Source organism: Stappia sp. TSB10GB4 (assembly GCF_900185745.1).
In the GTDB taxonomy this organism is placed as follows: domain Bacteria; phylum Pseudomonadota; class Alphaproteobacteria; order Rhizobiales; family Stappiaceae; genus Stappia.
Genome location: NZ_FYAV01000037.1, coordinates 12585 through 34124, shown reverse-complemented (window position 1 = coordinate 34124; position 21540 = coordinate 12585). Strand labels below are relative to the sequence as shown.

Here is a 21540-nt window from a genome sequence, read left to right as displayed (position 1 = left end):
TCCCCGACGCAGGATGAGACGCAACTCTGGCATGAAACCCACCTCCCGCGGGGCACGGATATCGGCCCCGTTCAAACCACGTCCGTGCAACGTGCGCTCATATAAAGCGCAACCTGTCGTGTGCGCTTGTGTATTGCGTGAATGAGAAGCCGCGATAACGCCGTCCGCGCTCGCCGGCCCTTGAGTGCCCCGCAACTTTTGCAAGGTTACACAGGGGCTTCAAACAAAGACAAGCGCCAATCCGAAATGATCTCCGGCAGGCATAACCAACCCTTCCGGCGCCTCGACGAAATCGAGCGAAGCCTCCCCAAGCATCCGGGCGACCCGCGCGCGGTCACGGGTCCGCAGGCCGAGCGCGGCAATCGCCGAGCCGCCCGGCGCGATCGCCGGCGCCTCGCTCCCGTAGAGCGCGGAGAAGGCTGACGGAGGCATCAGGTGCAGCCGGCCGCGCGGCGTCTCGATGGTGATGCCGAGGCTGGTCGCCCGCATCTCCCGCTGCCCCGTCAGGGCCGCGTAGAAGATGTGCTGCTCGGCCGGCTCGTCGCAGACGATCACCACCGATTCGAGCCCCGTCACCCCATTGGGGTGGGTCTGGTATTCCGCCGACCAGAAGTTCTCCGGATAGCGGTTGCGGCAGGTGAAGAAGCCATGCGCCGGATCGCTGTCGTTGCGCACGAAGGTGAGGTCGAAGCCGACCTTGCGGATTTCGCCGTCCGGCAGCCTCGCCTCGCGGCCGAAGGAGAACGGCGCATAGACATGCAGGCCCGCCCGCTCGAAGTCGTGACGGTCGGCCGCAGGGTCGCGGCTTTCCATCACCAGCATCGACGCGCCTTCGCGCGCTTTCAGGAAATCGCGGTTGAACGCGCCGAAGGAGAAGGTATTGCCCACGGCTTCGGGAATCAGCGCCGCGTCGCCGATCCCCAACAATTCAATGAAGAAGCCGTCGAGCTGGACGAGATGGTTTTCCGTGCCCCAGGGGTGACGGGCGCGCGGCGTCATGCGAAATCCCGCTCGCTCCAGGAACCGGGCGGCGGTCGCCAGATCGCGCACCGTCCAGACCACGTGATCGAAACCGCGTGCGGTCATCTTCCTCTCCCCCTGCCCCTTTGCGTCCGGCCGCTCCTCGGCGGAACGGCCGACCCCGCCGTCCTCAGACCAAGCGGCTCTGCTCGATGGCGGCGGCCACGAAGGAGGCGAAGAGCGGATGCGGCTCGAACGGCCGCGACTTCAGCTCCGGATGGTACTGCACGCCGATGAACCAGGGATGGTCGTCGATCTCCACCGTCTCCGGCAGCAGCCCGTCCGGCGAGGTGCCGGCAAAGCGCAGGCCCGCCTGCTCCAGCCGCTCGCGATAGGCGATGTTCACCTCGTAGCGGTGGCGATGACGCTCGGAGATCATCTCCGCACCGTAGATGTCGGCGATCCGCGAGCCCTTCTGCAGCCGCGCGGGATAGGCGCCGAGGCGCATCGTGCCGCCGAGCTCGCCATCGACGCGCCGGACCTCGATCTGGTTGCCCTTCGACCATTCGGTCATCAGGCCGACGACCGGCTCGGCCGCCTCGCCGAATTCCGTGGAGTTCGCCTCAGTGATGCCGGCGAGATTGCGCGCCGCCTCGATCACCGCCATCTGCATGCCGAAGCAGATGCCGAAATACGGCACCTTGTGCAGCCGCGCGAAGCGGGCCGCGGCGATCTTGCCTTCCGCGCCGCGCTCGCCGAAGCCACCCGGCACGAGGATGCCGTGGACGCTTTCCAGCCAGGGGGTCGGGTCTTCCTTCTCGAAGATCTCCGACTCGATCCACTCGATGTTGACGCGCACATTGTTGGCGATGCCGCCATGTACCAAGGCCTCGATCAGCGACTTGTAGGCGTCCTTCAGGACCGTGTACTTGCCGATAATGGCGATAGTCACCTCGCCTTCCGGATTGGCGAGCGTCTCGGAAATGCCGGTCCAGCGGGACAGGTCGAGCGCCGGCGCGCCAGTGATGCCGAAGGCGGCCAGCACCTCCTCGTCGAGACCTTCCTTGTGATAGGCGATCGGCACGTCGTAGATCGACTTGACGTCATAGGCCGGAATGACCGCCCCCTCGCGCACGTTGCAGAACAGCGACAGCTTGCGCCGCTCGCTGTCCGGGATCTTGCGGTCGCAGCGCACCATCAGGATGTCCGGCTGGATGCCGATGGAGCGCAGCTCCTTGACCGAGTGCTGGGTCGGCTTGGTCTTCAGCTCGCCGGCCGAGGCGATGAACGGCATCAGGGTCAGGTGGATATAGACCGCATGGCCGCGCGGCAGCTCGTTGCCGAGCTGGCGGATCGCCTCGAAGAACGGCAGGCCCTCGATATCGCCGACGGTACCGCCGATCTCGCACAGCACGAAATCGTAGTCGTCATTGCCGTCGAGCACGAAGGCCTTGATCGCGTCGGTGACGTGCGGGATCACCTGCACCGTCCCGCCGAGATAGTCGCCCCGGCGCTCCTTGGCGATGATGTCCTGGTAGATCCGGCCGGTGGTGATGTTGTCCATCTTGTTGGCCGGCCGGCCGGTGAACCGTTCGTAGTGGCCGAGGTCGAGATCTGTCTCGGCACCGTCGTCCGTGACGAAGCACTCGCCGTGCTGATAGGGGCTCATCGTCCCCGGATCGACGTTGAGATAGGGGTCGAGCTTGCGCAGCCGCACCTTGTATCCGCGCGCCTGCAGAAGAGCCCCGAGAGCCGCCGAGGCCAGTCCCTTGCCAAGGGAGGAAACCACGCCGCCAGTGATGAAGATGTATCGCGCCATGGACCAATACCATATCGCCGCGGGCGCTGATTCGAACGCCCGGCACGGAGTTAACACACAAGAAAATGCCCCGCGACGCGGATCGCGGGGCAAAGGGTGAAGACGCTTGCCGCCCTGGGCTTACTGCGCCGCCGGAACCTGCGGTCCGGAGGGCGTCTCGGGCGGACGCAACTGGTCGAGAATGCCGCTGCCGGACCCGGAGGTTCCCTCGCCGACCGGCGCGGTCTGGGTGCCGGGGACGGCATCGAGGATCGAGGCCGGACGGTCGCCGCTCTTGGCGACCAGGGCAAGGGCCAGCGACGTTGCGAAGAAGACCGCAGCCAGGATCGCCGTTGTGCGGGTCAGCACATTGGCGCTTCCGCGGCTGGACATCATGCCGCCGCCTCCGCCGCCGATACCGAGCGCGCCGCCCTCGGACCGCTGCAGGAGAACCACGAGGACGAGCGCGAGCACGACCATCAGGTGGATAACGATGATAACGGTTTCCATCGACAACCAGTCTTTAGTGTTCGGATTTGCAGCGGGTTCTACACCAATGCCGACGGGGTTTCCACCCTTGATCGATCCCGGCTGCGCTCATGGCTGCCACCTGCTGCCCGCATGGCGCGGATCAGCCGGCGGCTCGCGCGATCGCAAGGAAGTCCGAGGCCGTCAGGCTGGCGCCGCCGACCAGCGCGCCGTCGACATTGTCGACCGACAGCAGCTCGGCGGCATTGGCCGGCTTCACCGACCCGCCGTACAGCAGCCGGATCGGCGCGGCCGAGGGCCCGAACCGTCCCTGCAGTTCCCCTCTCATATAGGCATGCATCTCGGCGACGTCATCCACCGTCGGCGTCAGGCCGGTGCCGATAGCCCAGACCGGCTCGTAGGCGACGACCAGCCGCGCCCCGTCCGCTCCCTCCGGCACCGAGCCGGCAAGCTGCGCGCCGACCACCTCCAGCGCCTTGCCGGCCTTGCGCTCGGCCTCCGTCTCGCCGACGCAGACGATGGCGACGAGCCCGGCGCGCCAAGCGGCCTCCGCCTTGGCCCGCACCAGCGCGTCGCTCTCGCCGTGATCGGCGCGGCGCTCGGAATGGCCGACGATGACCCAGCGCGCGCCGGCATCGGCGAGCATTTCCGCCGAGAGGTCGCCGGTATGGGCGCCGCCCGCCGCGGTGTGGCAGTCCTGGCCGCCAACGCTGAGGCCGCTGTCGCCGGCCGCCGCCGCGGCCGCCGCCAGCAGCGTCGCCGGCGGGCAGATGGCGAGATCGACGGAGCCGGCAAGGCCCCCGGCCGCCGCCTCGGCCATCGACCGCAGTTCGCCGAGCGCCGTGGCAAGGCCGTTCATCTTCCAGTTTCCGGCGATCAGCGGCGTGTTCCTGTCGGTCATTTCGGCATCCTCGGCTGGCATGGCAGGCGGCGATGGGCCGCGCGCGGCGGCCCGTTCAACGCCGGTGCTAGCAGAATTTCCGCCTCGTTCAAGACGATACGAACGAAGCCTTTGCCAGCGCCTTGCCCCTGCGGGCCCGCATCTCTATGATCCGCCCGCTCTAGCTCGGCTTTTACCCAAAGTCCGGGCCATATCCTGTTGCCCGGCAACGTCCCGGTAACGCCCCAGTAACGACGGAACCTGCAATGCTCGACACTCTGCGCGCCGGCGCAAAGTCCTGGATTTCCAAACTCCTGATCGGTCTTCTCGTGATCAGCTTCGCGATCTGGGGCATCTCGGGCGATCTCCTCAATGTCGGGGGCGATCAGGTCGCGACCGTGGGCGAGCGCAAGATCTCCATCGTCGAGTTCGACAATGCCTATCGGCGCGAGCTCGACTCGATCGGCCGCAACATCGGCCGTCCGCTGTCGACCGTCGAGGGCGCCGCCTTCGGCATTCCCGCGCAGGTCCTCGGCCGCCTCATCGCCGAGGCCGCGCTGAACGAGACCGCGAAGGACTACAATCTCGGCGTTTCCGACCAGGAACTGGTCCGTCTGATCCAGGAGGCTCCCGCCTTCCAGGCGCCGGGCGGCGGCTTCGACCGCGCCCTGCTCGCCCGCGTGCTGCAGGCGAACGGCCTGACCGAGGACGCCTTCGTCGCCGAGCGCCGCCTGCTGGAGCAGCGCCGCCAGATCGCCGATGCGATCAGCGGCGGCCTTGCGACGCCTGCGGCCATGCTCGAGGCGTTCAACCAGCACGCCAACGAGGAGCGCAGCATCGACTATCTGGAGTTCGGCGCGGGTCAGGCCGGCGAGATCGCCGCCCCGACCGACAGCGAGCTCTCCGCCTATTTCGAGGACAACCGCGCCCGGTTCCGCGCCCCCGAATATCGCAAGGTCGCGCTTCTGGCGCTGACGCCGGAGCGCATCGCCCGCCCGGACGCGGTTGGCGAGGACGAGCTGCGCCGCGAATACCAGGCCTCCGGCGGCCGCTTCGGCGAGCCGGAGCGCCGCCGCATCCTGCAGATTCCGTTGCCCGACGCGGCCGCGGTCGAGGCGGCGCGCACCGCCCTTTCGGAAGGCCGGACTTTCGAGGACATTCTCGCCGAGCGCGGCCTGACGGAAGCGCAGGTGGAACTCGGCAACATGGCGCGCGGCGACCTGCTGGACCCGGCGATCGCGGAAGCCGCCTTCTCGCTGGCGCAAGGCGAGACCTCCGAGGTCGTCGAGGGACGGTTCACCTCGGTCCTGCTCAAGATCGCCGAGGTCACCGAGGCGCACCAGTCGCCGCTGGAGGAGGTCGCCCCGCAACTGCGCCGCGAGATCGCCCTGCGCCTTGCCGAGCGCGAGGTGCTCGACCTGCATGACGAGATCGAGGACGCCCGCGCCGGCGGCGCGACGCTGCAGGAGATCGCGGAGCGATTCTCCCTGTCGCTCGACACGCCGGCCGCCTTCGACAGCACCGGCAAGGACGAGGCCGGCAAGGCGGTGCCGCTGCCGGACGTTAACGACCTCGTCTCCGAAGTGTTTGAGAGCGATGTCGGCATCGAGGCCGACATGCTGCAGCTCGGCCGCAACGGCTTCCTGTGGTTCGAGGTGCGCGAGGTCATTCCGGCCCGCGACCGCGCGCTTGAGGAAGTTCGCCAGCAGGTCGCGGACGCCTGGACGGCCCAGCAGCGCCGCGAGCGTCTCGACGCGCTCGCCGCCGAGATCCTCGAAGAGGTCAAGGGAGGCAAGTCCTTGGCCGACATTGCCGAAGCGCGCGGCCTGACGGTCGCCTCCGCCTCCGGCATCAAGCGCAACGGCAACGATCTGCCGCTGCCCGCCCAGGCGGTCACCGGCGTGTTCGCCGGTCCCGTCGGCACGACGGGCACGGCGGCCGGCGACGGCGACCGGCGCGTCGTCTATCGCGTTACCGGAGCGACCGCCCCCGCCTTCTTCCGCGAGGCGAGTGAGATCGCGGCCCTGGACCAGCACCTCGCCGACGCGCTGCAGAACTCGATCGTCGGCCAGTATATCGGCGAGCGCGAGGCAAGGCTCGGCGTCCGCATCAACCAGACCAACATCAACCGGGTGATCGGCCAGGGCGGCAGCTAAGGTCTCCCCAACCCGTTTGGCCGGCCCCTTTCGCCGGATCGCTTGCAAGGACGACGCCGTGAGCAACCTCAAGACCCTGATCGCCAAGGCCGCCGACGGACACAGCCTGTCGCGCAAAGAGGCGGAGGCGGCCTTCGACATCATCATGTCGGGCGCCGCGACCCCCTCGCAGATCGGCGGCTTCCTGATGGCCTTGCGGGTGCGCGGCGAGACCGTCGACGAGATCGCCGGCGCCGTCGCGACGATGCGCGCCAAGATGACCCCGGTCGTCGCCCCCGCCGATGCGGTGGACGTGGTCGGCACCGGGGGCGACGCCTCGGGCAGCTACAACATCTCCACCTGCTCGGCCTTCGTGGTCGCCGGCTGCGGCGTCCCCGTCGCCAAGCACGGCAACCGCTCGCTGTCGTCGAAATCGGGCGCCGCCGACGTGCTCGCCGCGCTCGGCGTCAACATCGACATCACCCCCGGGCGGATCTCCCGCTGCATCCGCGAGGCGGGCCTTGGCTTCATGTTCGCGCCGAACCACCATTCGGCGATGAAGCATGTCGGCCCGGCCCGCGCGGAACTGGGCACCCGCACGATCTTCAACCTGCTCGGCCCGCTGTCCAACCCGGCCGGCGTCAAGCGGCAGATGGTCGGCGTCTTCGCCCGGCAATGGGTCGAGCCGATCGCCCATGTGCTCGCCGCCCTCGGCTCGCAAGCGGCCTGGGTGGTGCACGGCTCCGACGGTCTCGACGAGATCACCACCACCGGCCCGACCAGCGTCGCCGCGCTGGAAAACGGCGAGATCCGCCTGTTCGAGATCTCGCCGCGGGATGTCGGCCTGGCGTTCCACGATCCCGCCGAACTGAAAGGCGGCGAGGCGCCGGAAAACGCCGTGGCCCTGCGGGCGGTGCTGGAGGGCGAAAAATCCGCCTATCGCGACACCGTGCTGATGAATGCCGGCGCGACGCTGGTGGTTGCCGGGCGCGCCGCCTCCCTTGCCGAAGGCGTCGCGATGGCCGCGAGCTCCATCGACAGCGGCAGCGCGCGGGCGCGCCTTGCCCGGCTCGTCGACGTGTCGAACGAGGCCGGCGCCGATGACTGACATCCTGGAAAAGATCGGCGCCTACAAGCGCGAGGAGATCACTGCCGCCAAGACCGCCGTGCCGCAGGCGGAGATCGAGCGGCGCGCTGCCGAGGCCGATGCCCCGCGCGGCTTTCTCAAGGCCCTGCGCGCCCGCAAGGCGGCCGGCGCGTTCGGCCTGATCGCCGAGATCAAGAAGGCAAGCCCGTCCAAGGGCCTGATCCGCGCCGATTTCGACCCGCCGGCGCTCGCCCGCGCCTATCAGGCCGGCGGGGCGGCGTGCCTTTCCGTGCTGACCGACACCCCGTCCTTCCAGGGCGCGCCGGAGTTCCTGGTCGCGGCCCGCGCCGCCACGGCGCTGCCGGCCCTGCGCAAGGATTTCCTCTACGATACCTATCAGGTGTTCGAGGCCCGCGCCTGGGGCGCCGACTGCATCCTGATCATCATGGCCGCCGTCGACGACGCGCTCGCCGCCGACCTTGAGGCCACCGCCCTCGGCCTCGGCATGGATGTGCTCATCGAGGTGCATGACGCGGCCGAGCTGGAGCGCGCGCTGCGCCTTACCTCACCGATGATCGGTATCAACAACCGCAACCTGAAGACCTTCGAGACGCGGCTGGAGACCAGCGAGGCACTGGCCGGGATGATCCCGGACGACCGTCTCGTCGTCGGCGAATCGGGCCTCTTCACCCCGCAGGACCTTGCGCGGATGGAGCGCTGCGGCATCACCACCTTCCTGATCGGCGAAAGCCTGATGCGCCAGGACGATGTCGCCGGCGCGACCCGCGCGCTGCTGGCGCGGCCCGGCCTTGCGGCGGAGTAGGCCATGGCCGACAACCCTTCTGGCGACCCTTCCGGAGACGCTTCCCCGCGCTTGACCCATCTGGACGAGAGCGGCGCGGCCAACATGGTCGACGTCTCGGCCAAGGACGTGACCTCCCGCGAGGCGCGGGCCGAGGGCCATGTGCGCATGAAGCCGGAGACGCTGGCGCTGATCCTCTCCGGCTCGGCGAAGAAGGGCGACGTCATCGCCACCGCCCGCATCGCCGGCATCATGGCCGCCAAGCGCACCCACGAACTGGTGCCGCTCTGCCATCCCTTGCTGCTGTCCAAGGTCGCCGTCGACATCGTGCCGGACGAGGCGCTTCCGGGCCTGCGCGTCACCGCGATGGCCCGCGTTTCGGGCCAGACCGGCGTCGAGATGGAGGCGCTGACCGCCTGTTCGCTCGCGTGTCTGACGATCTACGACATGGCCAAGGCCGTCGACCGGGGCATGACCATCGGCGGCATCCGCGTTGTCGCCAAGTCCGGCGGCAAGTCCGGCGACTGGACGGCAGCGAGCGAGACGCAACCAGGCTGATATGAGGCCCGGCTAGAATGGGGCATGGCTGACATGGCGCTGATCTCGGTCGACGAGGCCCTGTCGCGGTTACTCGCCGACGTCAAACCGCTCGGAGCAGAGACCGTGCCGCTTGCGCGGGCCAACGGCCGCGTGCTCACCGCCGACCTTGCCGCGACCCGCACCCAGCCGCCCTTTCCCGCCTCCGCCATGGACGGCTACGCGGTGCGCGCGGCCGACATCGCCGCCGTTCCGGCGACGCTCAGGCTGATCGGCGAGGCCCCGGCGGGGCGCGCCTTTGCGGGTGCCATCGGGCCGGGCGAGACGGTGCGCATCTTCACCGGCGCGCCGCTTCCCGAAGGCAGCGACACGGTGCTGATCCAGGAGAACACGAATCGCGCCGGCGACACCGTCACGGCGCTGGAAAGCGCGCCGCTCGGCCGTTTCGTGCGCCCCGCCGGGCTCGATTTCACCAAGGGCGAGGTGCTGCTCGCCGCCGGAACGCGGCTCGACTATCGGCGCCTGGCGCTGGCCGCGGCGATGAACCATCCCGCTCTGGAGCTGCGCCGCCGGCCGAAGGTCGCGATCCTCGCCACCGGCGACGAACTGGTCGAGCCGGGCGAGCAGCCGGGGCCGGACCAGATCATCGCCTCCAACCATGCCGGCATTGCCGCGCTCGTCGAGGATTGCGGCGGCGAGCCGCTGCAGCTCGGCATCGCCGCCGACCGGCGCGAGCACATCGCCGGCAAGATCGCCGAGGCGCGCGCGGCCCGGGCCGACATTCTCGTCACCCTCGGCGGGGCCTCCGTCGGCGACCACGACCTGGTGCAGGAGGTCCTCGCCGCCGCCGGCATGGACCTCGGCTTCTGGCGCATCGCCATGCGGCCGGGCAAGCCGCTGATGGCCGGCCGGATCGAGGACATGCGCGTGCTCGGCCTGCCCGGCAATCCCGTCTCCAGCCTCGTCTGCGGCGTTCTCTTCCTGCGGCCGCTGATCGAGGCCCTGCTCGGCCGCCCGCCGCGCCGGCGCGACGCCGAGCTGCTGCCGCTGGCCGCCGATATCGGCGGCAACGACCAGCGCGAGGACTATCTGAGGGCCTGCATCCTGCGCGCGGACGACGGCGCGGAGCGCGTCGCCCCGTTCGAACGGCAGGATTCCTCGATGCTGGCAACGCTCGCCCGCGCCGATGCGCTGGTGGTGCGCCCGCCCCACGCCGCCCCCGCGCCCGCCGGCACGCCGGTGCCGGTTCTGCGCCTGCCGCAGGGCTGACGCGGCCGACACGGCGCCCGAACCTGGCCCGAGCCGATCTCGTAAACCATTGAAAAGAGTAGGGTTTCCTGCGCGCCTGCGCCGCATCGAGGGTGAGGTTCGCGCCGGTCGTCTCTCGCCGGACGCAGGACATCTCGACCTGGCGCGGCCTTGGCGGGCGGAATCGCTTGTGGAACAAGGCGGGAACGGTTAGACTGCGTTCATGATTTGTACATGGGCTTGAGTCGCGATGGGCGGCTCCCTTGGTGGTGCTCCATGCCCTTGCACGGCCACCAATAAGGGGTGCGCCCGACGATGGCGGCGGAAACGCTCGCTCCGACGGCATGATCCGAAGGCGCGAGCCGACGGCGCTCGACCACACGACGCAGGACGTCATGGGTTTTGGAACTTGGCGGCGCTTGCGCCGAGACGTCTGAACCGGAACGGGGGGACCCACGCGCATGTTGACGCGCAAGCAGCACGAATTGCTCCTGTTCATCCATGAGCGGCTGAAGGAGACCGGCGTTCCGCCCTCCTTCGACGAGATGAAGGACGCGCTCGACCTGCGCTCCAAGTCGGGCATCCACCGGCTGATCACGGCGCTGGAGGAGCGCGGCTTCATCCGCCGCCTGCCGAACCGCGCCAGGGCGCTGGAGATCATCAAGCTGCCCGAATCCGTCTCCCCCGGCCTTGCCTCGGCGCGCGGCCAGGGCTTCTCACCCTCCGTCATCGAGGGCTCGCGCGGCAAGCTGCCGCCGGTCGAGGCCGCCCCCGCGCCGCCGATGCCGGCCAATGACAGCGTCGAGATCCCGGTGATGGGCCGCATCGCCGCCGGCGTGCCGATCGAGGCGATCCAGACGCACAGCCACACCATCGCCATGCCGGCCGACCTGCTCGGCACTGGCGATCACTATGCGCTGGAAGTGCGCGGCGATTCGATGATCGAGGCCGGCATTCTCGACGGCGACACGGTGGTGATCCGCCGCTCCGACAGCGCCGACAGCGGCGACATCGTCGTCGCCCTGATCGACGACGAGGAGGCGACCTTGAAGCGCCTGCGCAAGAAGGGCGCCTCCGTGGCGCTGGAGGCGGCCAATCCGGCCTATGAGACCCGCATTTTCGGGCCCGGACGGGTGCGCATCCAGGGCAAGCTGGTGTCGCTGTTCCGCCGCTACTGAGGGCGGACCCAGGGTGGGCGGGCCACGGCTGAACGGGCCGAGGCTGGGGCCCACGTTGAGAGAGCCCTTCGGCGCCGGGTCGGCGTGCGCGTTGCGGAGGCGGATCATCGCCCGTTGGGCGTGAGTCCGGCGGCAGTTGGGCGGCAGTTGGGCGTCATTTCGGCGTCCAGGGCCGGCGTTGGCCGTAGCTCGGACGCAGCGTGATCTCGAGGTCAGCGGCGACGTCGACGGGAGACCCCCGGTGGTCCGGAGAAGCCGGGATCGAGACGGGAATCGAGGTCGGGACGGAAACTGGGGCTGGGACTTGGACTGGAACTGAAACTGAAACTGGGACCGCCGCTGACGCGAGGCCGGCCCCGGTTGCGGCGCCGGTCGCTCTGGCGGTTGCCGCACGGGCTGGAGCGACACTGCCGGAGGCCGCGGATCCCGCTGCCGCGCCAGTCGAGGTCACTTTCGAGGTCGATCTCGGTGTCGTTGTCGATATCGTTGCCGACGCGCGGGACGGTGGATGCATGCTGAAAGGCGGTGACCGCAGGCTGAAGTAAAGCGCGACGGCGCCCTCCCGGGCAAGCCGTGCCCCGTCGATCACCACCCGCGCCCGGCACCCGGGCGGGGCGTTGAGCGCCGAGACGATGATATCGACCTTGCGGCAGTCCTCCTCGAAGGCGGCGCTGTCCCGCACCAGCGATACCAGCAGCGCCGGCGGACCCTGCGCGGCGGGACTGGGCCTTCCGCCCGCCTCCGTTGGCCCGTCTGCGGGTGCAGGCCGTGCGCCGGGCACCTGTGCGGCGGGCGACGGCTCCGGTTGCCCCTGTGCGTGCGGGCCCTGCAAGGGTGGAGCCTGTCCTGGCCGATCCCGTTTGGGCAGACCCTGCGCGCGCGGGGTCTGTATGGGCGGAGCATGGGCGGGCGGGCCCTGTATGGGCCATCCCTGTATCGGCGGAGCAAGGGCGGCGGGCGGGCCCAGTCCCGGCGGACCATGCGCCCGCAGCAGGCAGGCCATGTCGTCGCAGCGCATGTCCGCGCGCGCGATCCGCCGCTCGCGGTGATGGCGCGCGCCGACCCCTTCCGCCCGCAGCCAGACCTCCGGCAGGAAGCCGCTCGTCCGTCCCGACACCCGCAGCACTCCAGCGGCATCGCGCAGGGCAAGCGTCCCGCCATTCGCCGAGACCAGCATGTCCGGCTGCCGGTGCACCGTATAGAACAGCACGGAAGCGGCGAGCGGGACCAGCGCGGCGCGGCGATAGCCGCGCGGCGCAAGGCAGGCAGTGAGCCCGGCCGCCACCACCGCCAGCGTGCCGGCGAGCGAGGGCGCTCCGATCACCCCGTCCTCCGGCGTCAGCTCCTTCACCCATTGTGCCATGGCGACGACCTGGTCGACGCCGGCCCCCATCGCCAGCAGTGGCAGGAGCTCCAGCCCGAAGGGCAGAAGCAGCAGCGACAGCGCCGCGAAGGGCATCACCACCAGCGTCACCACCGGCATCGCCAGCAGGTTGCCGAGCGGTCCCAGCGGCGCGATCCGGTGGAAGTGATAGGCGCCGATCGCCCCGGTCGCCACACCGGCGATCAGCGAGGTCAGCAGCAGGCCCCAGATCCACCCCATCGCGCCCGCCGTCGCCCGCGGCAGCAGGCCCCGGCGCGGCACCTCGTGCTGCTCGCGCGCCAGCCGCCGCCGGGTCAGCTCCTCATAGGCCGCGACCAGCGCGATGACGGCAGCAAAGGACATCTGGAAGCCGGGATCGAGCAGCGCCTCGGGCATGACCGCGAGGATCACGAAGACGGCGATCGCCACGTTCCTGAGGGTCAAGGCCCGCCGGGCGAAGATCCGCCCCGCCAGGACCAGCGCGATCATCAGAAACGCCCGCTGCGTCGCGATCGAGCCGCCGGAAATCGTCAGATAGAAGGCCGCCGCCAGCAGCGCGGCCAGTGCCGCGACGGCCTCGATCCGGGCGCCGTGGACAAGGCGGGGCGACAGCGCCAGCGCGGCGCGCACGACAAAGAAGACGGAACCGGCGAACAGCGCCATGTGCAGGCCGGAAATCGCCAGGATATGGGCGAGGCCGGCGGTCCTCAGCGCCTCCGTCACCGGCTCGGGGATCAGCGAGCGGTCGCCCGTGATCAGCGCGATGGCGAGCGCCGCCGCCGGCGTCTCGCCGAGCGCGGCGAGGATGCGCGCGGCAATCGCCTGGCGCAGGCCGGCGACCTCGGCCTTCGCCCGCAAGGCGAGCGGCGCCGGTCCCAGATCGATGCGGCGCGGCGCGCCGAAGGCAAAGCCGCTGGCGCCGATCCCGTCGAAAAACGCCCGGAAGGCGAAATCATAGCCGCCGGGCATCACCGCCGGCGCCGGCGGCGCCAGCCTTGCGCGCAGCGTCACCGCCTCGCCCACCCGCGGCAGGTCGGGCGGCGCGGCGCCGCGCAGCGACACCCGGACGCGGCGGGGCGTCGCCTCGGCCGCCAGCCGCTCGGCACTCACCACTTGCAGCACCAGCCGCACGCCGCGCCCGGTGCGCTCGACCTCCTCGACGAAACCGCTGACGGTGAGGCTGCGCGCCCGGTCGATCACCGGCGCTGCGACCAGCGCGGTGCGCGCTGTCCCCGCCAGCAGCCCCGACAGCACGAGGGCCAGCACCAAGAGCGGCAGCGCCCCCGCCCCCCGCCGCCCGGCGAGCCGCCAGCCCGCCCAGGCCAGCAGCGTCGCCGGCGCGACGACCAGCACCTGCGGCTCCGCCGGCAGGCGGAAATAGGCGGCAATGCCGAGGCTGAAGGCGAGCGCGGCGAAGGCAAGCCCCCGCCCCTGCGCCAGGCTTTCGCGGCAGGCGGCGGCAAATCTTGTCCCCGCCCCCTCTTCCTCGTGCCATCCTGCGCGAGCCGCCCGGCGACGGGCGAGCAGGGCCGCGAGCGGCGGCGGGGCAAGCGCAGGCCAGCGGCGCGGGTCTCCCCGGCCGCCGCCTCGGCTGCCCTGCCGCTCCGGCAGGGCGTCCGGCAGTGCCTCCGGGAGCCCGCCCGGCGGCACCTGCCTGTCCTCGTCGCCCTCGCGTTCCCGGGACACCCCAGCCGCCCCTCCGCCCTGGCCGCGCGCTGCCGATCTCTCGGGCATTGGTGGCGCGCCGCCGCTGTGCTACACGGTCGCCGACCGTGCCAGGACCGAAGCGTTGCATTGCAACCGACCTTCGCGCAAGACGCGAAACGGCACCGATAATTCCGAAGGCTGTCCGGACGCACCGCGCCGGCTCCGCCACCGATCACGAGGCCTTGTTGAATGAACTCTCCCGTCGTCACGCGCTTTGCGCCCTCCCCGACCGGCTATCTGCATATCGGCGGCGCCCGTACGGCGCTGTTCAACTGGCTCTATGCCCGCCGCTTCGGCGGCCAGATGCTGCTGCGGATCGAGGACACCGACCGCGAGCGCAGCACCGACGCGGCGATCACCGCGATCCTCGACGGGCTGACCTGGCTCGGTCTCGACTGGCAGGGCGAGGCGATCTCGCAGTTCGCCCGCGCCGCCCGCCACCGCGAGGCGGCCGAGAGCCTCGTCGAGAAGGGCCTCGCCTATCGCTGCTACGCAACGCCGGACGAGCTGACGGCGATGCGCGAGGAGCAGCGCGCCAACGGCCTGCCGCCGCGCTATGACGGGCGCTGGCGCGACCGCGATCCCTCCGAGGCCCCGGCCGGCATCAAGCCGGCGATCCGCCTCAAGGCGCCGGTCGACGGCGAGACGGTGATCGAGGACAAGGTGCAGGGCCGCGTCGTCTTCCCGAACAAGGACCTCGACGACCTGGTGCTGCTGCGCTCCGACGGCACGCCGACCTACATGCTGGCCGTCGTCGTCGACGATCACGACATGGGCGTCACCCATATCATCCGCGGCGATGACCACCTGACCAACGCCGCCCGCCAGACGCTGATCTACCAGGCGCTCGGCTGGGACGTGCCGGTGATGGCGCATATCCCGCTGATCCACGGACCGGACGGGGCCAAGCTCTCCAAGCGCCACGGCGCCCTCGGCGTCGAGGCCTATCGCGCCATGGGCTACCTGCCGGCCGCCATGCGCAACTATCTCGCCCGCCTCGGCTGGAGCCATGGCGATGCCGAGATCTTCTCGACGGACGAGATGACCGGCTGGTTCGATCTCGACGCCATCGGCAAGTCGCCCTCGCGCTTCGACTTCAAGAAGCTGGAGAACCTCAACGGCCACTACATGCGCGCCGCCGGCACGGACGAGCTGCTCGCCGACTTCACCAGCTTCCTGCCGCATGCGGAAAACGCGCAAGGCCTGCGCGACTGGCTGCAGGACCCGGCGCATGTCGAGATGTTCCGCGCCGCCCTGCCGGGGCTGAAGGAGCGCGCCAAGACCTTGGTCGAACTCGCCGACAGCGCCGAATACCTGTGGGTGCAGCGCCCGCTCGCCATGGACGAGAAGGCGGCCGCGCTGCTGGAGGCGGACGAGGCGCGCAAGGTGCTCGCCGACCTGCACGCCCGCCTGTCCGCGCTCGATAGCTGGGACGCGGAGACCACCGAGGCGGCCGTGCGCGCCTATGCCGAGGAGACCGGCCTGAAGCTCGGCAAGGCGGCGCAGCCGCTGCGCGCGGCGCTGACCGGCCGCGGCACCTCGCCCGGCATCTTCGATGTGCTGGCCGTGCTCGGCCGCGAGGACTCGCTCGCCCGCATCGCCGACCAGGCCGCCGCCTGAACCAGGTGCCCGGCCACCGGCCGGGCGCCGTTCCCCGCGAGCGATGACGGTTCCCCGACGTCGCCCGCAGCTTCACCTGAACCCGGCGTCACCCTGTGACGAAAGCGTTAGGGAGGCGCGCTTGCGGGGAGCGGACAAATGGGATACGCAACATTCGACCTTTCCTCCCGCCGTGCGTCCGGCACACTCCAGCCTCTCCTGGAGGCCGGCCCGGACCTTCCCGCGGCGCGCTTCATACAAGGGGGTAGCCTGAATGAGCGAGAACACTGCCAAGCTGACGATCGGTGACAGGTCCTGGGACCTGAAGGTTCGGCCCGGCTCCATCGGCCCCGACGTGGTCGACATCGCCTCTCTCTACGGACAGACCGGCTGTTTCACCTACGATCCCGGCTTCACCTCGACGGCCTCGTGCGAATCCGCCATCACCTATATCGACGGCGACGAAGGCACGCTGCTGTATCGCGGCTATCCGATCGAGCAACTGGCCGAGCACGGCGACTTCCTGGAGAGCTGCTACCTGCTGCTCTACGGCGAGCTTCCGACCAAGGCCCAGAAGGACGACTTCGTGCATCGCGTGACCTATCACACGATGATCCACGAGCAGATGAGCCGCTTCTTCACCGGCTTCCGCCGCGACGCCCACCCGATGGCGATCATGGTCGGCACCGTCGGCGCGCTCTCGGCCTTCTACCACGACTCGACCGACATCTCCGACCCGCACCAGCGCATGGTGGCGAGCCTGCGGATGATCGCCAAGATGCCGACGCTGGCGGCGATGGCCTACAAGTATCATGTCGGCCAGCCCTTCGTGTATCCGCGCAACGACCTCGACTACGCCTCGAACTTCCTGCATATGTGCTTCGCGGTGCCTTGCGAGGAATACAAGGTCAACCCGGTTCTCGCCCGTGCCATGGACCGGATCTTCATCCTCCATGCCGATCACGAGCAGAACGCCTCGACCTCGACCGTGCGTCTTGCCGGGTCTTCGGGCGCCAACCCCTTCGCCTGCATCGCGGCCGGCATCGCCTGCCTGTGGGGCCCGGCGCATGGCGGCGCCAATGAGGCGGCGCTCAACATGCTGTCGGAAATCGGCTCGGTCGACCGCATCCCGGAATACATCGCCCGCGCCAAGGACAAGAACGATCCGTTCCGTCTGATGGGCTTCGGCCACCGGGTCTACAAGAATTACGACCCGCGCGCCCGCATCATGCAGAAGACCACGCATGAAGTTCTGGCCGAGCTCGGCATCCGGGACGATCCGCTTCTCGACGTCGCCATGGAACTGGAGCGGATCGCGCTCAACGACGACTACTTCATCGAGAAGAAGCTCTACCCGAATATCGACTTTTACTCCGGCATCACCCTGCGGGCGCTCGGCTTCCCGACCACCATGTTCACCGTGCTGTTCGCGCTGGCGCGGACCGTCGGCTGGATCGCCCAGTGGAAGGAAATGGTCGAGGATCCGTCCCAGAAGATCGGCCGCCCGCGCCAGCTCTACACCGGCGCGGCGCTGCGCGACTATCTGCCGGTCTCCCAGCGCCGCTGAGCGGATCGACAAGACCAGGTTCGAGAAGGCCGCCTCCGGGCGGCCTTTTTGCGTTGGGGACGACAGGTGGGGTGCACCGAAGCGGTTGCGGGGGTGCCCCTAGTGGGCCGTCGACAGGCCCTCGGCTCTCCGGTCCCGGGCCGCGGCTGCGCCTTGCCCGGGAGGACGAAGGGAGAGGCGCGTGCGCGGAAGGACGCGCCGAGCCAGGAACCATTGGCAATCCCGGCAGGAGTGAGGCGCAAGGGGCTTGTTGCACCCTGCGGCTGTGCTCTTCGCTCCACCCTCTCCAGGCGTCGTCCCGGACGAGGCCGAAGGCCGACGATCCGGGACCGGGGAGGCACAAGCGTTCGAGGGGGGCCGGGAGTGCCGTCGACAGGCCCTCGGCTCGCCGGTCCCGGGTCGCGGCTGCGCCTTGCCCGGGAGGACGAAGGGAGAGGAACGAACGCGGGAGTGAGCGACGACCAGGAGAGCGCGGGGCTGGGACGCGGCTTCTCAACGCCGGTGCGGCAAACGGGGATAGAAAGCACCGTCCCTGTCATCACAGCGGGGACAAGTGGCCGGAGACGGGCCGGAAAAATTGCGAGGCAAAACTCAATATTTTGCCAAACCATTGATATATATTAAAAATTATTGAGACGGATTTTGCAAAATTTCAGCGCAAAATTGCGACGGCCGTCTCAATCGCGCCAAATCCGGCCCATCGGCCACGGCGCGGGGCGGCGCCCGCCACCAGCATCTCACCGGCACGTCACCAGCCCCATCGCGAGCCGGTGGCGTACCCCTCGCGCACCCGTCACGCGTCTATCGGACGGCGCCGGGCTGCCTCCAGAACGATGCGCGCGGCGGCGCCTGCCTGGCTCTCGTCGCCGGCAAGCCGCATGACCGTGTCGAGCCGGGCGAAGGCCTCGACCTGCCGCCGGCGGGCCGGGCTGTCGATCAGCAGCGGGGCGACCGCGCCGGCCAGCGCGCGCGGATTGGCGTCGTCGTCGAGGAACTCCGGCACGACATTGTCGCCAAGGATGATGTTGGGCAGCACCATGGAGGTGACGCTGGCGATCGGCAGCACCCGGTTGAGATCCTTGATGCGGCGGAAGAACCAGTCGAGCTTGTAGGCGATGACCATCGGCACGCCGGCAATCGCCAGCTCCAGCGACACGGTGCCGGAGGCGGCGAGCGCCGCATGGGCGCGGCGGAAGGTGGCAAGCTTCTCCGCCTCGCCGGTGACCAGAAGCGGCGGGTTCGGCCAGTCGGCGAGCTGTTCCTCGATCAGCGGCCGCAGCCGCGCCACCGCCGGCAGCACCACCTCAAGATCCGGCTGCGCCTGGCGCAGGATGTCGACGGCGCCGCGAAAATCCCGCAGCAGCCGGGTGACCTCGCTGCGCCGGCTGCCCGGCAGCATCAACAGCACCGGCGGCCCCTCGCCGAGCGCGGTCCTTTCGCCGATGTCGGGCCGGAAGGCGCTCGCCCGCTCGATCAAGGAATGGCCGACATAGCTGGTCGGCGGCCCACCGAGCCTTGCATGCACCGCCGGCTCGAAAGGGAGGATCGCCAGCAGATGGTCGACATAGGCGGCCATCCGCCGCGCCCGGCCCGGCCGCCAGGCCCAGACCGAGGGCGAGACATAGCCGACGATGGGAATGGCCGGCGCGCGCTTGCGCACCCGCTTGGCGACATTGTGGGTGAAATCGGGACTGTCGACGATGACCAGCGCGTCGGGGGCCTTCGCCACCACATCGTCGACGGTCTGGTAGACCCGGCGGACGATTGTCGGCAGCCGCGCCAGCACGGCGGAAAGACCCATGACGGCAATGTCCTCGATGGGAAACAGGCTCCTGAGCCCCTGCGCTTCCATCCGCTCGCCGCCGACGCCGAAGAATTCCACCGGCCCGCCGGCCCGCGCGGCGATCGCCGCCATCATCGGCGCGGCGAGTTGGTCGCCGGACTCCTCGCCCGCAACGATGCAGATCCGCAGCGGCCGCGATGCGCCCTCGCTCATGCCCGATCCTCCGAAGATCCCGTCACCTGGCCGGAAATGCCGAAGACGAACACGCCCTGGCGCGCCGCCAGCGCCAGCGCCTCGCCCCGCTCGGCGATCAGCACGCGACCGGCCTCGACGGCGATGCCGGCAAGGCCCGCCTCCACCACCTTTTCCACGGTGCCGGGGCCGATGGTGGGAAGATCGACGCGCAGGTCCTGCCCCGGCTTGGCGCATTTCACCAGCACGCCGCCCTTGCCGCGCACCCGGCCGCGCGCCCGCAGGTCGCGGCAGCGCTCGAGCATGGCGTCGGTGCCCTCCGCCCCCTCGACGGCGATGATCCGCCCGTTGAGGCAGACGGCGGCCTGGCCGATGTCGAGACGGCCGAGTTCGGCGACAGCGGCCGCGCCAAGGCGAAGGTCGGCGAGCAGATCGCCGCGCGGCTCGGGCCCGGCCATGCAGCCCGGCGTCGCCAGAAGCTGCGGAGCGACCTCATGCGCCCCGACGACGCGGAAGCCCTCGTCCTCGAACAGGCGGATGACCTTTTTCAGCAGGGAATCGTCGCCGCCGGCGAGCGAGGCGAGAATTTTCGGCAGCCGGCGCATGGTGCCGAAATCACTGAGGATCTCGCGCAGCTCCGGCCGGCGGGTGACGCTGCCGATCATCACCAGCTCGCGCACGCCCTCGCTCTGCAGATGGCTCGCCAACTTGCCGATCTGGCCCCAGCCGAGATGCAGCGGAGAGAAGGTGTCGACGGCCGGATCCGCCTCGCCGCGAATGGCGATGGCAACGACCCGGCGGCCACGCTCGCGCACCGCGCGGATCACCTCCACCGGCAACCGCCCGCCGCCGCAGATGACGGCAACGGCCCCCTCCTCGTTCAGGCTCGGCTCTGTCATGGTCCGGTCCCGTCTGGCTGGAGCTTACCCCTCCAGGGCCGGCGTGCAGAAGCGGCGGTCGGTCTCGACCAGGATGAAATCGGTCACCCGGCGCACGAGGGCAACGCCCTCATAGGCGGCGGCGACGGCCTCGGCGCGCTGGCGCAGCGTGCCTTCGGAGCTCTCGAACAGGTCCTTGTAGGCACTGCGCAGGGCATGGATGTCCTCGCGGGCAAAGCCGTGCCGCTTCAGGCCGACCAGGTTGAGGCCGTTGAGCCGGGCGCGGTTGCCCATCACCATGCCGAAGGGAATGAGGTCGTTTTCCAGCCCCGCAAGGCCGCCGACAAAGGCATGGTCGCCAACGCGGGTGAACTGGATCACCGCCGCGCCGCCGCCGAAGATGACGTGGTTGCCGACCGTGACATGGCCGGCGATCATCACGTTGTTGGACAGGATCACCCCGTCGCCGAGGCGGGAATCGTGGCCGACATGGGAATTGGCGAGAAAGGCGCAGCGGTTGCCGATCACCGTCTCCAGCCCGCCGCCCTCGGTTCCCGGATTGAGGGTGACGCCCTCGCGGATAATGCAGTCGGTGCCGATGGTCAGGCTCGCCGTCTCGCCGCGATACTTGAGGTCCTGCGCCTGGTGGCCAACCGAGGCGAAGGGAAAGACCTGCGTCCGCGCCCCGACCGTGGTCCGCCCGGCGACCGCCACATGCGACTTCAGCACCACGCCGTCGCCAAGCACCACCTGCGGCCCGACATGGCAGAACGGCCCGATGGACACGCCCTCGCCGAGCCGGGCGCCGTCCTCGACGACCGCCGAGGGGTGGATTGCGGAGTGAGCTGCCATCATGTCCACCTCAGTGGTCGACCAGCATGGCGCTGATCTCGGCCTCGGCGACCTTGACGCCGTCGACCGTCGCAATGCCCTCGAACTTCCAGATGTTGGTGCGGTTGCGGATCTTCGTCATCCGGTAGCGAAGCTGGTCGCCCGGCAGCACCGGCTTGCGGAACTTCACCTTGTCGATGGTCATGAAATAGACCAGCTTCGGCGTGTTCGAGGGCCCGCGCGAATGCACGCAGAGCGCGCCGGCGGTCTGGGCCATGCCCTCGATGATCAGCACGCCCGGCATCACCGGCTGGTTCGGGAAATGCCCGAGGAAATGCGGCTCGTTGGCGGTCACGTTCTTGATGCCGACGGCGGAATTGTCCCCGTCCATCTCGACGATCCGGTCGACCATCAGGAAGGGATAGCGGTGGGGCAGCAGCTCCAGGATCCGCATGATATCGGCGCTTGCCAGTTCTTTTGTTTCGCCTTCGCTCATTCGTCCGTCC

General features: G+C 69.6%; 17 protein-coding genes. 8 read left to right on the top strand and 9 right to left on the bottom strand.

Features of this window, described 5'->3' with window-relative positions:
- Positions 1-219: 219 nt before the first annotated feature.
- From TSB10GB4_RS07140 to tpiA, 4 genes are all read right to left on the bottom strand, one after another.
- Positions 220-1086, bottom strand: a complete 867-nt coding sequence (locus tag TSB10GB4_RS07140; RefSeq protein ID WP_186395164.1) for a VOC family protein — start codon at positions 1084-1086, stop codon at positions 220-222.
- A gap of 64 nt (positions 1087-1150) precedes the next feature.
- Complete coding sequence (locus tag TSB10GB4_RS07135; protein WP_186395163.1) at positions 1151-2779, bottom strand: CTP synthase; 1629 nt, start codon at positions 2777-2779, stop codon at positions 1151-1153.
- Positions 2780-2899: 120 nt separating this feature from the next.
- Positions 2900-3268, bottom strand: a complete 369-nt coding sequence (gene secG, locus TSB10GB4_RS07130) for a preprotein translocase subunit SecG (protein WP_186387988.1) — start codon at positions 3266-3268, stop codon at positions 2900-2902.
- Between the two features lie 121 nt (positions 3269-3389).
- Positions 3390-4148, bottom strand: a complete 759-nt coding sequence (gene tpiA, locus TSB10GB4_RS07125) for a triose-phosphate isomerase (RefSeq protein WP_186395162.1) — start codon at positions 4146-4148, stop codon at positions 3390-3392.
- A gap of 245 nt (positions 4149-4393) precedes the next feature.
- Between tpiA and TSB10GB4_RS07120 the strand changes: the two genes are divergently transcribed.
- From TSB10GB4_RS07120 to lexA, 6 genes are all read left to right on the top strand, one after another.
- The gene (locus TSB10GB4_RS07120) at positions 4394-6283 is read left to right on the top strand and encodes a peptidylprolyl isomerase (protein WP_186395161.1); all 1890 of its coding nucleotides are present in this window, start codon (positions 4394-4396) and stop codon (positions 6281-6283) included.
- Positions 6284-6341: 58 nt separating this feature from the next.
- On the top strand, positions 6342-7370 hold the full coding sequence (trpD, locus tag TSB10GB4_RS07115) for an anthranilate phosphoribosyltransferase (protein ID WP_186395160.1): 1029 nt from the start codon (positions 6342-6344) through the stop codon (positions 7368-7370).
- A complete protein-coding gene (trpC, locus tag TSB10GB4_RS07110) occupies positions 7363-8172 on the top strand; it encodes an indole-3-glycerol phosphate synthase TrpC (RefSeq protein WP_186395159.1) in 810 nt (269 codons plus the stop codon). The genes trpD and trpC overlap by 8 nt, the downstream gene beginning before the upstream one ends.
- Before the next feature lie 3 nt (positions 8173-8175).
- On the top strand, positions 8176-8709 hold the full coding sequence (gene moaC / locus TSB10GB4_RS07105; protein WP_186395158.1) for a cyclic pyranopterin monophosphate synthase MoaC: 534 nt from the start codon (positions 8176-8178) through the stop codon (positions 8707-8709).
- Between the two features lie 33 nt (positions 8710-8742).
- On the top strand, positions 8743-9957 hold the full coding sequence (glp, locus tag TSB10GB4_RS07100) for a gephyrin-like molybdotransferase Glp (RefSeq protein ID WP_186395196.1): 1215 nt from the start codon (positions 8743-8745) through the stop codon (positions 9955-9957).
- A gap of 440 nt (positions 9958-10397) precedes the next feature.
- On the top strand, positions 10398-11114 hold the full coding sequence (lexA, locus tag TSB10GB4_RS07095) for a transcriptional repressor LexA (RefSeq protein ID WP_186395157.1): 717 nt from the start codon (positions 10398-10400) through the stop codon (positions 11112-11114).
- A gap of 154 nt (positions 11115-11268) precedes the next feature.
- Here the strand turns inward: lexA and TSB10GB4_RS07090 are convergent, their stop codons facing one another.
- Positions 11269-14163, bottom strand: a complete 2895-nt coding sequence (locus TSB10GB4_RS07090; protein WP_186395156.1) for a ComEC/Rec2 family competence protein — start codon at positions 14161-14163, stop codon at positions 11269-11271.
- 210 nt (positions 14164-14373) lie between these two features.
- Between TSB10GB4_RS07090 and gltX the strand changes: the two genes are divergently transcribed.
- Positions 14374-15804, top strand: coding sequence for a glutamate--tRNA ligase (gene gltX / locus TSB10GB4_RS07085; protein ID WP_186395155.1), 1431 nt, complete (start codon positions 14374-14376; stop codon positions 15802-15804).
- 253 nt (positions 15805-16057) lie between these two features.
- Positions 16058-17350: a citrate synthase gene (gene gltA / locus TSB10GB4_RS07080; protein WP_186387979.1), complete on the top strand. Its 1293-nt coding sequence runs from the start codon at positions 16058-16060 to the stop codon at positions 17348-17350.
- A gap of 793 nt (positions 17351-18143) precedes the next feature.
- Here gltA and lpxB read toward each other — a convergent pair.
- From lpxB to fabZ, 4 genes are read right to left on the bottom strand one after another with little or no spacing between them, the layout of a single operon-like run.
- Positions 18144-19346 carry a lipid-A-disaccharide synthase gene (gene lpxB, locus TSB10GB4_RS07075; protein WP_186395154.1) on the bottom strand — a complete coding sequence of 401 codons (1203 nt, stop codon included), beginning with the start codon at positions 19344-19346 and terminating at the stop codon, positions 18144-18146.
- Entirely contained in the window at positions 19343-20224 is an 882-nt protein-coding gene (locus TSB10GB4_RS07070) for an LpxI family protein (RefSeq protein ID WP_186395153.1), read from the bottom strand. Before TSB10GB4_RS07070 ends, lpxB begins: the two co-directional genes overlap by 4 nt.
- Positions 20225-20248: 24 nt before the next feature.
- Positions 20249-21058: an acyl-ACP--UDP-N-acetylglucosamine O-acyltransferase gene (gene lpxA / locus TSB10GB4_RS07065; RefSeq protein ID WP_186395152.1), complete on the bottom strand. Its 810-nt coding sequence runs from the start codon at positions 21056-21058 to the stop codon at positions 20249-20251.
- 7 nt (positions 21059-21065) lie between these two features.
- Positions 21066-21530 (bottom strand): 3-hydroxyacyl-ACP dehydratase FabZ, encoded by a 465-nt coding sequence (gene fabZ, locus TSB10GB4_RS07060; protein WP_186387975.1) that lies wholly within the window; start codon positions 21528-21530, stop codon positions 21066-21068.
- Positions 21531-21540: the final 10 nt, after the last annotated feature.

Excerpts from the sequence above, each read along its gene's own strand:
- TSB10GB4_RS07135 (WP_186395163.1), bottom strand. The coding sequence starts at position 2,779 with ATGGCGCGATACATCTTCATCACTGGCGGCGTGGTTTCCTCCCTTGGC.
- lexA (WP_186395157.1), top strand. The coding sequence starts at position 10,398 with ATGTTGACGCGCAAGCAGCACGAATTGCTCCTGTTCATCCATGAGCGG.
- glp (WP_186395196.1), top strand. The coding sequence starts at position 8,743 with ATGGCGCTGATCTCGGTCGACGAGGCCCTGTCGCGGTTACTCGCCGAC.
- trpC (WP_186395159.1), top strand. The coding sequence starts at position 7,363 with ATGACTGACATCCTGGAAAAGATCGGCGCCTACAAGCGCGAGGAGATC.
- TSB10GB4_RS07140 (WP_186395164.1), bottom strand. The coding sequence starts at position 1,086 with ATGACCGCACGCGGTTTCGATCACGTGGTCTGGACGGTGCGCGATCTG.
- gltA (WP_186387979.1), top strand. The coding sequence starts at position 16,058 with ATGAGCGAGAACACTGCCAAGCTGACGATCGGTGACAGGTCCTGGGAC.
- fabZ (WP_186387975.1), bottom strand. The coding sequence starts at position 21,530 with ATGAGCGAAGGCGAAACAAAAGAACTGGCAAGCGCCGATATCATGCGG.
- moaC (WP_186395158.1), top strand. The coding sequence starts at position 8,176 with ATGGCCGACAACCCTTCTGGCGACCCTTCCGGAGACGCTTCCCCGCGC.
- gltX (WP_186395155.1), top strand. The coding sequence starts at position 14,374 with ATGAACTCTCCCGTCGTCACGCGCTTTGCGCCCTCCCCGACCGGCTAT.
- TSB10GB4_RS07070 (WP_186395153.1), bottom strand. The coding sequence starts at position 20,224 with ATGACAGAGCCGAGCCTGAACGAGGAGGGGGCCGTTGCCGTCATCTGC.
- lpxB (WP_186395154.1), bottom strand. The coding sequence starts at position 19,346 with ATGAGCGAGGGCGCATCGCGGCCGCTGCGGATCTGCATCGTTGCGGGC.
- lpxA (WP_186395152.1), bottom strand. The coding sequence starts at position 21,058 with ATGATGGCAGCTCACTCCGCAATCCACCCCTCGGCGGTCGTCGAGGAC.
- secG (WP_186387988.1), bottom strand. The coding sequence starts at position 3,268 with ATGGAAACCGTTATCATCGTTATCCACCTGATGGTCGTGCTCGCGCTC.
- TSB10GB4_RS07120 (WP_186395161.1), top strand. The coding sequence starts at position 4,394 with ATGCTCGACACTCTGCGCGCCGGCGCAAAGTCCTGGATTTCCAAACTC.
- tpiA (WP_186395162.1), bottom strand. The coding sequence starts at position 4,148 with ATGACCGACAGGAACACGCCGCTGATCGCCGGAAACTGGAAGATGAAC.